The following is a 14450-nucleotide window of genomic DNA, read 5'->3' as shown; positions in this document are numbered from 1 at the left end:
TCCGGACCGGCGGAGGCGATGGCGCTGCTGTCCGCGTCGACGCACTTCGACTGGAGACTCGCCCCGTACGACATCGCGGGCTCACGGGCCCACGCCCGCGTCCTGCGCGGCGCGGGACTGCTGACCGACGACGAGCTGACCAGGATGATCGCGGCGCTCGACCTGCTGGAGGCCGACGCGGCCACCGGGGCGTTCGAGCCGACGCTCGCCGACGAGGACGTGCACACGGCACTGGAGCGCGGCCTGATCGAACGCGCGGGCCCCGACCTGGGCGGCAAGCTCCGCGCGGGCCGGTCGCGCAACGACCAGGTCGCGACCCTGTTCAAGATGTGGCTGCGCGACGCCGCCCGCCGGGTCGGCGACGGCGTGCTCGACGTGGTGGACGCGCTGGTCGGCCAGGCGCAGGCGCACCCGACCGCCGTCATGCCCGGCCGCACGCACCTCCAGGCCGCGCAGCCCGTGCTGCTCGCCCACCACCTGCTCGCGCACGCCCAGTCGCTGCTGCGCGACATCGACCGCCTCCAGGACTGGGACAAGCGGACCGCGTTGTCCCCCTACGGTTCCGGCGCGCTGGCCGGGTCGTCGCTGGGCCTCGACCCGGCGGCCGTGGCGGCCGAACTGGGCTTCGACGGGCCGGTGGAGAACTCCATCGACGGCACCGCGTCGCGCGACTTCGCGGCCGAGATCGCGTTCGTGCTGGCCATGATCGGCGTGAACCTGTCGCGGATCGCGGAGGAGGTCATCATCTGGACGACCTCGGAGTTCGGCTTCGCCGTGCTCGACGACGCGTGGGCCACCGGCAGCTCGATCATGCCGCAGAAGAAGAACCCCGACGTGGCGGAGTTGACCCGCGGCAAGTCCGGGCGGCTGATCGGCAACCTGACCGGCCTGCTGGCGACGCTGAAGGCGCAGCCGCTGGCCTACAACCGGGACCTCCAGGAGGACAAGGAGCCGCTGTTCGACTCCGTCGGACAGCTGGAACTGCTGCTGCCCGCGATCGCCGGGATGCTGTCGACGATCCGCTACGACACCGACCGGATGGCCGAGGCGGCGCCGAAGGGCTTCACGCTGGCCACCGACATCGCCGAGTGGCTGGTCCGCCAGGGCGTGCCGTTCCGGATCGCGCACGAGGCCGCGGGCGAGTGCGTCCGCGTCGCCGAGGGCCGCGGTGTCGGGCTCGACGAGCTGACCGACCAGGAGTTCGCCGACGTCTCCGCGCACCTGACGCCGGGCGTGCGCGACGTGCTGACCGTGCACGGCTCCATCGCCTCCCGCGACGCGCACGGCGGCACCGCGCCGGACCGGGTCGCCGAGCAGCTCAAGCGGCTGGTCGACCGGGTCGTGGTCGCACGGGGGTTCACGGCGCCCCGTGCTGGGTAGGCAGCTCACCGAGCGGGAGCTCGCCGTCGAACCGGTCGACGCGGCGCGGCTCCTGCTCGGCTGCGTCATGGAGAGCACCACGCCCGAGGGCGTGGTGGCGGTCAGGATCGTCGAGGTCGAGGCGTACCGGGGCGCCGACGACCCCGCGTCGCACTGCTACCGGGGCAAGACCCCGCGCAACGAGGTGATGTTCGGCCCGGCGGGGCACCTGTACGTGTACTTCGTCTACGGCATGCACTTCTGCGCCAACGTCACGTCGCTGACCGACGGCGAGCCCGGTGCGGTGCTGGTGCGCGCGGGGGAGGTCGTGGAGGGCTCGGACCTGGCGCACATCCGACGGCCGTCCGCGCGCAGCCACGCCGAACTCGCGAAGGGGCCCGCCAGGCTCACCGGCGTGCTGGGCCTCGACCGGACGCACAACGGCGTCGACCTGACCTCGGACACGGCCTCGGTCCGGCTGTTCGCGGGCGACCCGGTGCCCGACGACGAGGTGGTCACCGGCCCCCGCGTCGGGATCTCGCTCGCGATCGAGGTGCCGTGGCGGTTCTGGATCAGCGGCTCGCAGGCCGTGAGCACCTACCGCAGGGGCGGGAAGCACACGCCGGACGCGGGATGACCAGCCCCGCCGCCCGGCTCGTGCCCGCCGGAACGTGAAGAAGCGGGGACGCCCCGAGGGCGTCCCCGCTTCCACAAGCCGGTGAACAGGTCAGTAGGTCGCGGTGCGGCGGTACCAGACCCGTCGCTGGCCGACGGGCAGGGCCAGCCGGGTGATCAGGTTCGTCAGCACGGCGCGCAGGACCAGCCAGATGATCGCGGCCAAGCCGTCGTTCAGCAGCGTGCGCGCGCCGAGGTTCTCGGGCGTGAACAGGTCGCGCAGCCCCAGCGACACCGCGCTGGACCAGCCCTCGATCATCTGCGCGAAGCCGTTGCCCGCGTTGGCGCTGCCGATGACCAGCACGACGTGGATGGCGAGCACGATCGCGAACAGCGAGAACACCACGTCGATCACCGCGCACACGACCATCACGGTCTTCACGCGGGATCGCTCGTCGCGCGGCTGCCGCTGCTCGAGCACCTCGTCGCGGTGCACGGCGCCCCCACCCCGCCCGTCCCGGCGCACGACCTCCTCGCGCTCCTCGCGGCGCACCACCTCTTCCTCCAGCGGAACAGGTGCCCCGACCTGCGTCGGGTACTCCTCGCGCCCCCGGTACCCGTCACGTGCCGGGTACTGCTCCGTGGGCTGGTTGTCGGCCGGGTACCCCACGGCCGGGCGCCTCGGCTCACGATCCGGATACGTCATCGGTCGAGTCCTCTCGGTTACCCCCGGAACCTGACTACCCCTCATACCGCCCTGGCAAACCGCACTGCTGGACGAATCGCTTTGACCTGGTAGGGGAGAATCGGTCCCCGTGAGCGAGCACATCCTTGACGAGCTGTCCTGGCGCGGCCTGATCGCGCAGTCCACCGACCTCGACGCACTGCGGAAAGACCTGGACGCGGGCCCGCTCACCCTCTACGCCGGTTTCGACCCGACGGCGCCGAGCCTGCACGCGGGCAACCTCGTCCCGCTGCTGATGCTGACCCGGTTCCAGCGCGCGGGCCACCGGCCGATCGTCCTGGCGGGCGGCGCGACGGGCATGATCGGCGACCCCCGCGACAACGGCGAGCGGACGCTGAACACGCTGGACACCGTCGCGGAGTGGGCGGACCGGATCCGCGGCCAGCTGGAGCGCTTCGTCGACTTCGACGAGTCCCCGACCGGCGCGGTCGTGGCGAACAACCTCGACTGGACCGGCCAGGTGCCGGTGCTGGAGTTCCTGCGCGACATCGGCAAGCACTTCTCGATCAACACCATGCTCGGGCGCGAGACGGTGAAGCGGCGCCTGGAGAGCGACGGGATGTCGTACACGGAGTTCAGCTACCTGCTGCTCCAGTCGCACGACTACCTCCAGCTCAACCGCGCGTACGGCACGAGCCTCCAGGTCGGCGGCTCGGACCAGTGGGGCAACATCCTCGGCGGGGTCGACCTCGTCCGGAAGGTGGACGGCAGGTCGGTGCACGCGCTGACCGCGCCGCTGGTCACCGACGCGGAGGGGCGCAAGTTCGGGAAGTCCACCGGCGGCGGCAAGCTCTGGCTCGACCCGGAGATGACCTCGCCCTACGCCTGGTACCAGTACTTCGTGAACGCGGGCGACGCCGACGTCGTGAAGTACCTCCGGCTGTTCAGCTTCCTGCCCCGCGAGGAGGTCGAGGCGCTGGAGCGGGACACCACCGAGCGCCCGCACCTGCGCGCCGCGCAGAAGCGGCTGGCCGAGGTGTTCACCGACCTGGTGCACGGGGAGCACCAGACGCAGCAGGTGATCGCGGCCAGCCAGGCGCTCTTCGGGAAGGGGGAGCTGGGCGGGCTCGACCTGTCGACGCTCGACGGGGCCATGGCGGAGGCGCCCACCGGGGAGGTCGCGCTGACCGAGGCGCCGACCATCGTCGACCTGCTGGTGACCTCCGGGCTCGCGGAGAGCAGGGGCGCCGCGCGCCGCACGGTGAAGGAGGGCGGCGCGTACGTGAACAACGCGAAGGTCGCCGACGAGGAGTGGACTCCGGGCAAGGAGGACCTCCTGCACGGCAAGTGGTTGGTGCTGCGCCGGGGCAAGAGGAACACCGCCGGCGTGCGCGTACTGCTCTGACCTGCACTTCCGTCGCTGTCACGGCCGTCGATCCGCTCCGGATCGACGGCCGTCGCGGTTTCTTTTGAGTGACGGCGGTCACACTGTTGTCCGGAACGGCGGTGCAGTAGCGTGCTGGTAGGGCGGGTATACGTGATCTGACCTGCGGTTTCTTCGCGTGCCCCGGCTGCGGGACCCCCGATTTGACCTGGTGTTCCGGCACGTGTAACTTTCTCCAAGTCAGGCCAACACGGACCGCCCAGCGGGCCGCAGCCAGACGGAGAGTGCGAACCAAGCTCCCAGAACTTGTGGTAGAGTGGGCAATCTCCGAAACGGGAAGACCCAGTCTGCGCCTCCTCTGAGGCGGTTTGACCAGGGCGTCTAGTTTCACCTAAGCTTCAGAAATATTGCGGAATCACATGCCCCTGATCGGGTCACGGTAAAGCGTGATTGGTGAAGGTGTGCGCGTGTTCTTTGAGAACTCAACAGCGTGCCGAATAGCCAGTAACTTATATGAACCCAGTCAATGGGTTTCCTTTGAGATCAAACTGGACAACTGACAGCAATTGTCAGTGATTGTTCGGAGCGATCAAACAATTCATTATTGGAGAGTTTGATCCTGGCTCAGGACGAACGCTGGCGGCGTGCTTAACACATGCAAGTCGAGCGGTAAGGCCCTTCGGGGTACACGAGCGGCGAACGGGTGAGTAACACGTGGGTAACCTGCCCTGTACTCTGGGATAAGCCTGGGAAACTAGGTCTAATACCGGATATGACACTTCATCGCATGGTGTGGTGTGGAAAGTTCCGGCGGTACAGGATGGACCCGCGGCCTATCAGCTTGTTGGTGGGGTAATGGCCTACCAAGGCGACGACGGGTAGCCGGCCTGAGAGGGCGACCGGCCACACTGGGACTGAGACACGGCCCAGACTCCTACGGGAGGCAGCAGTGGGGAATATTGCACAATGGGCGAAAGCCTGATGCAGCGACGCCGCGTGAGGGATGACTGCCTTCGGGTTGTAAACCTCTTTCAGTAGGGACGAAGCGCAAGTGACGGTACCTACAGAAGAAGCACCGGCTAACTACGTGCCAGCAGCCGCGGTAATACGTAGGGTGCGAGCGTTGTCCGGAATTATTGGGCGTAAAGAGCTCGTAGGCGGTTTGTTGCGTCGGCTGTGAAAACCTACAGCTTAACTGTGGGCCTGCAGTCGATACGGGCAGACTTGAGTTCGGCAGGGGAGACTGGAATTCCTGGTGTAGCGGTGAAATGCGCAGATATCAGGAGGAACACCGGTGGCGAAGGCGGGTCTCTGGGCCGATACTGACGCTGAGGAGCGAAAGCGTGGGGAGCGAACAGGATTAGATACCCTGGTAGTCCACGCCGTAAACGGTGGGTGCTAGGTGTGGGGGACTTCCACGTCCTCCGTGCCGCAGCTAACGCATTAAGCACCCCGCCTGGGGAGTACGGCCGCAAGGCTAAAACTCAAAGGAATTGACGGGGGCCCGCACAAGCGGCGGAGCATGTGGATTAATTCGATGCAACGCGAAGAACCTTACCTGGGCTTGACATACACCGGAAACATCCAGAGATGGGTGCCCCGCAAGGTCGGTGTACAGGTGGTGCATGGCTGTCGTCAGCTCGTGTCGTGAGATGTTGGGTTAAGTCCCGCAACGAGCGCAACCCTCGTTCCATGTTGCCAGCGCGTTATGGCGGGGACTCATGGGAGACTGCCGGGGTCAACTCGGAGGAAGGTGGGGATGACGTCAAGTCATCATGCCCCTTATGTCCAGGGCTTCACACATGCTACAATGGCCGGTACAAAGGGCTGCTAAGCCGCGAGGTGGAGCGAATCCCATAAAGCCGGTCTCAGTTCGGATCGGGGTCTGCAACTCGACCCCGTGAAGTCGGAGTCGCTAGTAATCGCAGATCAGCAACGCTGCGGTGAATACGTTCCCGGGCCTTGTACACACCGCCCGTCACGTCACGAAAGTCGGTAACACCCGAAGCCCGTGGCCCAACCCGCAAGGGGGGGAGCGGTCGAAGGTGGGACTGGCGATTGGGACGAAGTCGTAACAAGGTAGCCGTACCGGAAGGTGCGGCTGGATCACCTCCTTTCTAAGGAGCTTCTCGCGTCTTGTGGGCACATGGTGCACACGGGATGGAGTCCATGCCAACGGCGTCCGATCGTTGGATGGGTTGCTCATAGATGTGGATGCTGGCTATATGCATTCGGCACGGTTGCTCCACGAGTTAGTACGGCTTGCTTGCAAGCATGGAAGGGTCGTGGGGGGATCGTCGCAAGTTTGTCGGCACGCTGTTGGGTCCTGAGAGAACACGCAAGTGTTTCGCTCAGTACGAGGAAATGATCCGGGTCTGCCCGGTCCCCGAACCAGCCAGGCGAAAGCCTGAGCACAGGCGGTGACAGTAGTGGGTGGATGTCCGTTCGTTCTTTGAGAACTGCACAGTGGATGCGAGCATCTTTGTAGACAAGTTTTTAAGGGCATACGGTGAATGCCTTGGCACCAGGAGCCGATGAAGGACGTAGGAGGCTGCGAAAAGCCTAGGGGAGCTGCCAACCGAGCTGAGATCCTAGGGTGTCCGAATGGGGAAACCCGGCCTCAGTCATGTGGGGTCACCCATACCTGAACACATAGGGTATGTGGAGGGAACGCGGGGAAGTGAAACATCTCAGTACCCGCAGGAAGAGAAAACAACCGTGATTCCGTGAGTAGTGGCGAGCGAAAGCGGATGAGGCTAAACCGGCTACGTGTGATACCCGGCAGGGGTTGCGTGGTCGGGGTCGTGGGACCTATCCGAATGTTCTGCCGGACGTTCAAGGAGTAAGAAAACACTGTGGTTAGCGGAACGTGTCTGGAAAGCACGAGCGTAGAGGGTGAGACTCCCGTACGCGAAAACCCGGTGTCTCCTGATGGTGTTCCCAAGTAGCAGCGTACTCGTGAAATTCGCTGTGAATCTGGCGGGACCACCCGCTAAGCCTAAATACTCCCTGGTGACCGATAGCGGACTAGTACCGTGAGGGAAAGGTGAAAAGTACCCCGGGAGGGGAGTGAAATAGTACCTGAAACCGTGTGCCTACAATCCGTCGGAGCCTTTCGGGGTGACGGCGTGCCTTTTGAAGAATGAGCCTGCGAGTTAGTGCTACGTGGCGAGGTTAACCCGTGTGGGGTAGCCGTAGCGAAAGCGAGTCCGAATAGGGCGTTCTTAGTCGCGTGGTCTAGACCCGAAGCGGAGTGATCTAGCCATGGCCAGGGTGAAGTACGGGTAAGACCGTGTGGAGGCCCGAACCCACCAGGGTTGAAAACCTGGGGGATGAGCTGTGGTTAGGGGTGAAAGGCCAATCAAACTCCGTGATAGCTGGTTCTCCCCGAAATGCATTTAGGTGCAGCGTCGCATGTTTCTCACCGGAGGTAGAGCACTGGATGGTCTAGGGGGCCCACAAGCTTACCGAAATCAACCAAACTCCGAATGCCGGTGAGTGAGAGTGCGGCAGTGAGACTGCGGGCGATAAGGTTCGTAGTCGAGAGGGAAACAGCCCAGAACACCAGCTAAGGCCCCTAAGTGTGTGCTAAGTGGGAAAGGATGTGGGGTCGCCCAGACAACCAGGAGGTTGGCTTAGAAGCAGCCACCCTTTAAAGAGTGCGTAATAGCTCACTGGTCAAGTGGTCCTGCGCCGACAATGTAGCGGGGCTCAAGCACACCGCCGAAGCTGTGTCATTCACACATATGATCCCAACGGACTTGATCCGTTGGCAGTCGTGTGGATGGGTAGGGGAGCGTCGTATAGCCAGTGAAGCGCCGGTGTGAACCAGGTGTGGAGGCTATGCGAGTGAGAATGCAGGCATGAGTAGCGAAAGGGGAGTGAGAAACTCCCCCGCCGGATGACCAAGGGTTCCTGGGCCAGGCTAATCCGCCCAGGGTAAGTCGGGACCTAAGGCGAGGCCGACAGGCGTAGTCGATGGACAACGGGTTGATATTCCCGTACCCGTGTGAACGCGCCCATGGCGAACCTTGTGATGCTAACCGCCCAAAGCTTGTCCACCGCCCTTCGGGGCATCGGGCAAGTGGAGCGCGGGACCCGAACTTGTAGTAGTCAAGCGATGGGGTGACGCAGGAGGGTAGCTCCGCCAGTGAGTGGTAGTACTGGTGTAAGCGTGTAGGCCGCAACATAGGCAAATCCGTGTTGCACATAAGGCTGAGACGTGATGCATAGCCGATTGAGGCGAAGTAGAGTGATCCCATGCTGCCGAGAAAAGCCTCTAGCGAGCTTTCACGCGGCCCGTACCCCAAACCGACACAGGTGGTCAGGTAGAGAATACCAAGGCGATCGGGCGAACTGTGGTTAAGGAACTCGGCAAAATCCCCCCGTAACTTCGGGAGAAGGGGGGCCGTAGCACTTGAAGCCTCTTGCAGGCTAGGGTGAGACGGCCGCAGAGACCAGCGAGAAGCGACTGTTTACTAAAAACACAGGTCCGTGCGAAGTCGCAAGACGATGTATACGGACTGACGCCTGCCCGGTGCTGGAACGTTAAGGGGACCGGTTAGTCCGCAAGGGCGAAGCTGAGAACTTAAGCGCCAGTAAACGGCGGTGGTAACTATAACCATCCTAAGGTAGCGAAATTCCTTGTCGGGTAAGTTCCGACCTGCACGAATGGCGTAACGACTTCTCGACTGTCTCAACCGCAGGCCCGGCGAAATTGCATTACGAGTAAAGATGCTCGTTACGCGCGGCAGGACGGAAAGACCCCGGGACCTTTACTATAGCTTGGTATTGGTGTTCGGTTCGGCTTGTGTAGGATAGGTGGGAGACTGTGAAGCGGCCACGCCAGTGGTTGTGGAGTCATCGTTGAAATACCACTCTGGTCGTACTGGATGTCTAACCTCGGTCCGTGATCCGGATCAGGGACAGTGCCTGGTGGGTAGTTTAACTGGGGCGGTTGCCTCCCAAAGGGTAACGGAGGCGCTCAAAGGTTCCCTCAGCCTGGTTGGCAATCAGGTGTCGAGTGCAAGTGCACAAGGGGGCTTGACTGTGAGACAGACATGTCGAGCAGGGACGAAAGTCGGAACTAGTGATCCGGCGCTGGCTGGTGGAAGCGGCGTCGCTCAACGGATAAAAGGTACCCCGGGGATAACAGGCTGATCTTGCCCAAGAGTCCATATCGACGGCATGGTTTGGCACCTCGATGTCGGCTCGTCGCATCCTGGGGCTGGAGTAGGTCCCAAGGGTTGGGCTGTTCGCCCATTAAAGCGGTACGCGAGCTGGGTTTAGAACGTCGTGAGACAGTTCGGTCCCTATCCGCCGCGCGCGTAGGATACTTGAGGAAGGCTGTCCCTAGTACGAGAGGACCGGGATGGACGAACCTCTGGTGTGCCAGTTGTCCTGCCAAGGGCACTGCTGGTTGGCTACGTTCGGAAGGGATAACCGCTGAAAGCATCTAAGCGGGAAGCCTGTTCCAAGATGAGGTATCCCACCCCTTTGAGGGTTAAGGCCCCCAGCTAGACCACTGGGTTGATAGGCCGGAGATGGAAGCCTAGTAATGGGTGGAGTTGACCGGTACTAATAGGCCGAGGACTTGTTTACGAAGACGCTACGCATCCACTGTGCGGTTCTGAAAGAACCGAACCGGACCACACGGTCCCACCAGCATGCTGGTTGGGGTTGTGTGCCTACGGGTTGGTAATTTCATAGTGTTTCCGCGGTCATGGCGGAGGGGAAACACCCGGTCCCATTCCGAACCCGGTAGTTAAGCCCTCCTGCGCCGATGGTACTGCACTGGTGACGGTGTGGGAGAGTAGGTCACCGCGGGACAATTATTCCCTAAAAGGGCTTGTGATGGGGGCACATCTTATGTGCTCAAATCACAAGCCCTTTTCGGCGTGTCCATAGGAGGAATCAGGTGTCCAGGTTCGGGGAACGTCCCGGCGACCGTCAGCGTGGCCAGGGAGACCGACCGCGCCGTTCCGATGGTGGTCCAGCCCAAAGCAGTGACCGCAGGTCGTCCAGTGGTGGACGTCCGACAGGCGCCGAACGCGCCGCCGGTTATCCGAAGCGCGACGACAAGAGCGTCGCCCCCAACAGCGACGCCCCTCGGCGCGATCAGCGCGGCGCGTCCAGTGGTGCCGAACGCCGCGAGTACAAGCCTCGCGACGACCGTCCCCGTTACGAGAAGCCCCGCGGCACCGGTTCCGGCAGCAGCAGCGGCGGTTACCCGCGTCGCGACGACCGTTCGGGAAGCACGGGCGGCTCCTACAAGCCCCGTGACGACCGTTCCGGTGGTGGCGAGCGGCGTGAGTACAAGCCCCGTGACGACCGCTCGGGTTCCGGCACCGGTGAGCGCCGCGAGTACAAGCCTCGCGATGACCGCTCCGGTGGCGGCGAACGCCGGGAGTACAAGCCGCGCACCGAAAGCGGTTCCGGCACGTACAAGCCGCGCGAAAGCACGTACAAGCCGCGCACGGAAAGCGGTTCCGGCACGTACAAGCCGCGCGAGAGCACCTACAAGCCGCGCACCGAAGGCGGCTCCAGTTCGTACAAGCCGCGCGACGACCGGCCTCGTTACGACAAGGCCCGTGACGACCGCGGTGGCAGCACCTACCGCAAGGACGACGGCCCCCGTGGCGGCGGCCAGCGGTCGAGTGGTGGCAGCTCGTACCAGCGCCCCGACCGCGGTGGTGACAGCAGGCCGGACTTCCGTCCGCGCACCAGTGGTTCGAGCGGCACGTACAAGACGGACAGCCGTGACGGTCGTCCGGACTTCCGTCCCCGCAACACGGGCACCGGCAGCAGCTTCAAGCGCGACGACCGCTCCAGCGGTGGGGAACGCCGGGAGTACAAGCCGCGCACCGAGGGCAGCACCAGCTACCCGCGTCGCGACGAGCGCGGCGGCCTGGCCGCGGGCAACAGCCGTTACCGCAGCAGCGACGACAAGCCGCGCTACGACAAGCCCCGCGAAGACCGCGGCGGCTCTGCGGAGCGCCGGGAGTTCAAGCCCCGCACGGATCGCGGTACCGGCGGCTACCAGCGCGACGACAAGCCGCGCTACGAGAAGCCGCGCGAAGACCGGGACAGCGCTGCCCCGCGCCGCGACGACAGCGGTCGCGCCGGGTACCAGTACCGCGACGACAAGTCCGCGGGCGGCGAGCGCCGCGAGTACAAGCCGCGCGAGGACCGTTCCAGCAGTGGTGGCGACCGTCGGGAGTACAAGCCGCGTGACGATCGTTCCAGCAGCGCCGGAGAGCGCCGTGAGTACAAGCCCCGCGAAGACCGCGGTGCTGGTGCCGAGCGTCGCGAGTTCAAGCCGCGCGAGGACCGACCGGCCGGTGGCGAACGCCGTGAGTACAAGCCGCGCGAGGACCGTGCGGGCAGCGGTGAGCGTCGCGAGTACAAGCCGCGTGAAGACCGCGTAGGCGAGAAGCGCGAGTACAAGCCCCGCGAGGACCGCGGCCCGAGCAGCTCGCAGCGCGACGACAAGCCGCGCTACGAGCGTGCGGGCGGCGAGCGCACCACGTCGCGCGAGGACCGTCCCCGGCACGAGAAGCCGCGGCACGCCAAGCCGCGCGTCGAAGCGCGCGTCGAGGCGCCCCAGGACACCTCGGCCAAGGACGACAAGCGCGACGAGCGCAGCCGTCAGCGGGCCGCCCGCTTCCAGGAGCGCACGCCCCAGTACGGCTCGGGCACGACCCCGGAGACCGACGCCGACGAGTCGGCGGAGACGCCCGCCGTCGCCGCCGACGTTCGGGCCGACGCCGCCGCCGCTCCTGCGGCCGAGGCGCCCGCGCGGGAGTCCGCTCCCGCCGCTCCGGCCGCCGAAGAGGGCTACCAGCGGGCGCGTGCGCCCGAACTGCCCCCGGAGGCGGACATCTCCGCGCTCGACCCCGAGATCAAGGGCGAGCTGCGCGGACTGCCCAAGGGCCTGGCCGAGATCGTCGGCCGGCACCTGGCGGCGGCCGGGCTCCTGGTCGACACCGACCCGGTGCTGGCCCTCGAGCACGCTCGTTACGCGCGGGGCAAGGCCGCTCGCATCGGCGTCATCCGCGAGGCCGCGGGTCTGACCGCGTACCACGCGGGTGAATGGGCCGAGGCGCTGTCGGAGTTGCGCGCCGCGCGTCGCATGTCCACCGGTACCGGGCACATCGCGGTGATGGCGGACTGCGAACGGGCGCTCGGGCGTCCGGAGCGGGCGCTCGAGTTGGCCCGTGAGGTCCAGGGCCAGCCGTTGGCGCCGGACGAGGCTGTCGAGCTGCGCATCGTCGCGGCCGGGGCTCGCCGGGACATGGGGCAGTTCGACGCGGCCGTGGTCGCGCTCCAGGGCGACGACCTCGACCCGAAGCGCCGCGAACCGTGGAGTGCGCGGTTGTTCTACGCGTACGCGGACAACCTCGAGGCCGCTGGTCGGGCCGAGGAGTCGGTGCAGTGGTTCCTGCACGCCGCGGAAGCCGACGACGAGAACGAGACGGACGCGGCCGAGCGGGCGTTCGGGTTCTCGGTCGTCGAAGAGGACATCGCGGACGAGACCGCGGAGACCGAGGCCCCCGCGAAGACCGACGCGCCCGCGAAGGCCGTCGCGGGAGACGCAGAAGACGAGGAGAACGCGGAGCAGTGACCGGGACGTTGTTGGCGCGATACGACGCTTTGCTGTTGGACCTCGATGGCACGGTGTACCGGGGCAAGGAACCCGTTCCAGGGGCGGCGGAGGCTGTTGCGGCCGCTCGCGCCCAGGGGGTGGGGATCCGGTTCGTGACCAACAACGCTTCTCGTGCTCCGCAGGACGTGGCCGACCACCTGGTGGAGATCGGGTTCGAGGCCGCGTTGGACGAGGTGAGCACCAGTGCGCAGGCCGGGGCGGCGATGTTGGCCGATCACCTGACCGCCGGGGCTCGGGTTCTGGTGCTGGGTACGGACGCTTTGGCCGATGAGGTGACTCGGGCCGGTTTCGTGCCGGTTCGGGAGGCCGCCGCCGATGTGGTGGCGGTCGTGCAGGGGCTGTCGCAGGACCTCGGGTGGCGCGAGCTGGCCGAGGCCTGCGTGGTGCTGCGCGGTGGGGCGCTTTGGGTGGCCTGCAACGTCGACGTCACGTTGCCCACGGAGCGCGGGTTGTTGCCGGGGTGCGGTGCGTTGGTGGCGGCGTTGAAGGCGGCTACTGATCGGGAGCCGCTCGTGGCCGGGAAGCCGGCGGCGCCGTTGTTGGAGCAGGCGGCGAAGTCGCTTGGGGCTCGGCGGCCGTTGGTGGTGGGGGATCGGTTGGACACGGACATCGCCGGGGCGATCAACGCGGGGATGGACTCGTTGTTGGTGTTGACGGGGGTGTCCACGGAGGCGGAGGCGTTGGCTTTGCCCGAAGGGCAGAGGCCTACGCATATCGCGGGGGATTTGTCGGGGTTGTTCTAGGGGTTGGGTGGGGCTGGGGGCCGGGTCTCGGTGGGGTGTGGGTTGCTCTGGCGGGGGTCGGCCCTTTTGGTTTGTGGTGGGTGGGGCGTGGTCTTGGCGTAGACCGGCCTGGGGTGTGGGTTGGGGTAGTTCGGGTTCCGGTGCGGTGTTTCTTGTGGAGCCTGGTTTGCGGTGTGTTGTGGCCCGCTTCCTGTGGGGTTCGGCCTGCGGTGTGTTGTCCCGCGTCTCCTGTGGAGTTCTGTTTCGGTGTGTTGTGGGTTCACCGCCTGGCGTAGCCCGGCCCCCGTGCGCGCAATTGTCTCAATGCCCCCACCTGTTTTGTCAAGATGATAAAGCCGTCTTGACAAAACAGGTGGGGGCAGGAGGGCGCTGTGTATCGGGGGCAGGGGTAGGTCTGGCTCCGCCAGTATCAGGCTGCGCCTGACAAGGCACCTCGCTGCGCGTCGGCAGGGCACCTTGCTGCGCGTCGGTAGGCCACTGGCGCTCCGCGCCGGGTGCGAGGGGGCGGCTGCGCCGGTGGGGTGTGGCTGATCTGTCTGGTGCTTTGATCGGCGATGCGCCTTGCTGTGGGTTTGCCGGCAATTTGACTGTGTTCGCTGGATGTTGTTGATCGTTTCCCGTGGTTCGGCCGGGGAGGTCTTGGTTTTCCAGGTTGCGTCCAGGGGACGTTCAGGGTGGCGAGATGTGGTGTGCATACGTTGCGGGGCATGGGAACTGTGCGTGTGCGGGATGTGCTGGTGGGTGTGGTGGTGGGGGCGTTCGCGTTTGTGGTGATGTGGGGTTTGGCTGCTGTTGGGTTGGCGTTGCTTGGTGTTGGTGGTGTTGCGCGGCAGGCGGTGGGGGTTGTGGGGGCGGCGGTTGGGGCGGTGGTGGAGTTCGTGCCGCGGTTGCCTGGTGGTGGGGTTGCTGGTGGGGCGGCGGTTGGGGTTGGGGTGGTGGCGACGGGGGTCGCGTTTGTCGGGGTGGTTGTGGTTGGGGTGGGGTTGTGGCGTTGGGGTT

6 protein-coding genes and 3 rRNA genes are annotated in these 14450 nt (G+C 65.5%); 8 read left to right on the top strand and 1 reads right to left on the bottom strand.

Annotation, left to right across the window (positions count from 1 at the left end; translation table 11 throughout):
- The first annotated feature begins 18 nt into the window (after window positions 1-18).
- Both argH and RM788_RS14330 read left to right on the top strand, forming a co-directional pair.
- Complete coding sequence (gene argH / locus RM788_RS14335) at window positions 19-1380, top strand: argininosuccinate lyase (RefSeq protein WP_399344990.1); 1362 nt, start codon at window positions 19-21, stop codon at window positions 1378-1380.
- Window positions 1373-1996 carry a DNA-3-methyladenine glycosylase gene (locus tag RM788_RS14330; RefSeq protein ID WP_315934631.1) on the top strand — a complete coding sequence of 208 codons (624 nt, stop codon included), beginning with the start codon at window positions 1373-1375 and terminating at the stop codon, window positions 1994-1996. The genes argH and RM788_RS14330 overlap by 8 nt, the downstream gene beginning before the upstream one ends.
- 90 nt (window positions 1997-2086) lie before the next feature.
- On the opposite strand, the gene RM788_RS14325 is transcribed toward RM788_RS14330, so the two are convergent.
- Entirely contained in the window at window positions 2087-2680 is a 594-nt protein-coding gene (locus RM788_RS14325; RefSeq protein WP_315932135.1) for a hypothetical protein, read from the bottom strand.
- 109 nt (window positions 2681-2789) lie between these two features.
- Here RM788_RS14325 and tyrS point away from each other — a divergent pair, with 109 nt between their 5' ends.
- From tyrS to RM788_RS14295, 6 genes are all read left to right on the top strand, one after another.
- A complete protein-coding gene (tyrS, locus tag RM788_RS14320; protein WP_315932134.1) occupies window positions 2790-4064 on the top strand; it encodes a tyrosine--tRNA ligase in 1275 nt (424 codons plus the stop codon).
- A gap of 580 nt (window positions 4065-4644) precedes the next feature.
- Window positions 4645-6160 (top strand): 16S ribosomal RNA (locus RM788_RS14315).
- Between the two features lie 369 nt (window positions 6161-6529).
- Window positions 6530-9644 (top strand): 23S ribosomal RNA (locus RM788_RS14310).
- Window positions 9645-9755: 111 nt separating this feature from the next.
- A 5S ribosomal RNA gene (gene rrf, locus RM788_RS14305) occupies window positions 9756-9872 on the top strand.
- Together the 16S, 23S and 5S rRNA genes form the textbook arrangement of a ribosomal RNA operon.
- A gap of 88 nt (window positions 9873-9960) precedes the next feature.
- Window positions 9961-12666 (top strand): hypothetical protein, encoded by a 2706-nt coding sequence (locus RM788_RS14300; protein ID WP_315932133.1) that lies wholly within the window; start codon window positions 9961-9963, stop codon window positions 12664-12666.
- The gene (locus RM788_RS14295; RefSeq protein ID WP_399343514.1) at window positions 12663-13451 is read left to right on the top strand and encodes an HAD-IIA family hydrolase; all 789 of its coding nucleotides are present in this window, start codon (window positions 12663-12665) and stop codon (window positions 13449-13451) included. Before RM788_RS14300 ends, RM788_RS14295 begins: the two co-directional genes overlap by 4 nt.
- Window positions 13452-14450: the final 999 nt, after the last annotated feature.

Source organism: Umezawaea sp. Da 62-37, from assembly GCF_032460545.1.
Classification (GTDB): domain Bacteria; phylum Actinomycetota; class Actinomycetes; order Mycobacteriales; family Pseudonocardiaceae; genus Umezawaea.
The sequence above is the reverse complement of the archived record's forward strand: the minus strand, read 5'-3'. Positions and strand labels throughout refer to the sequence as shown.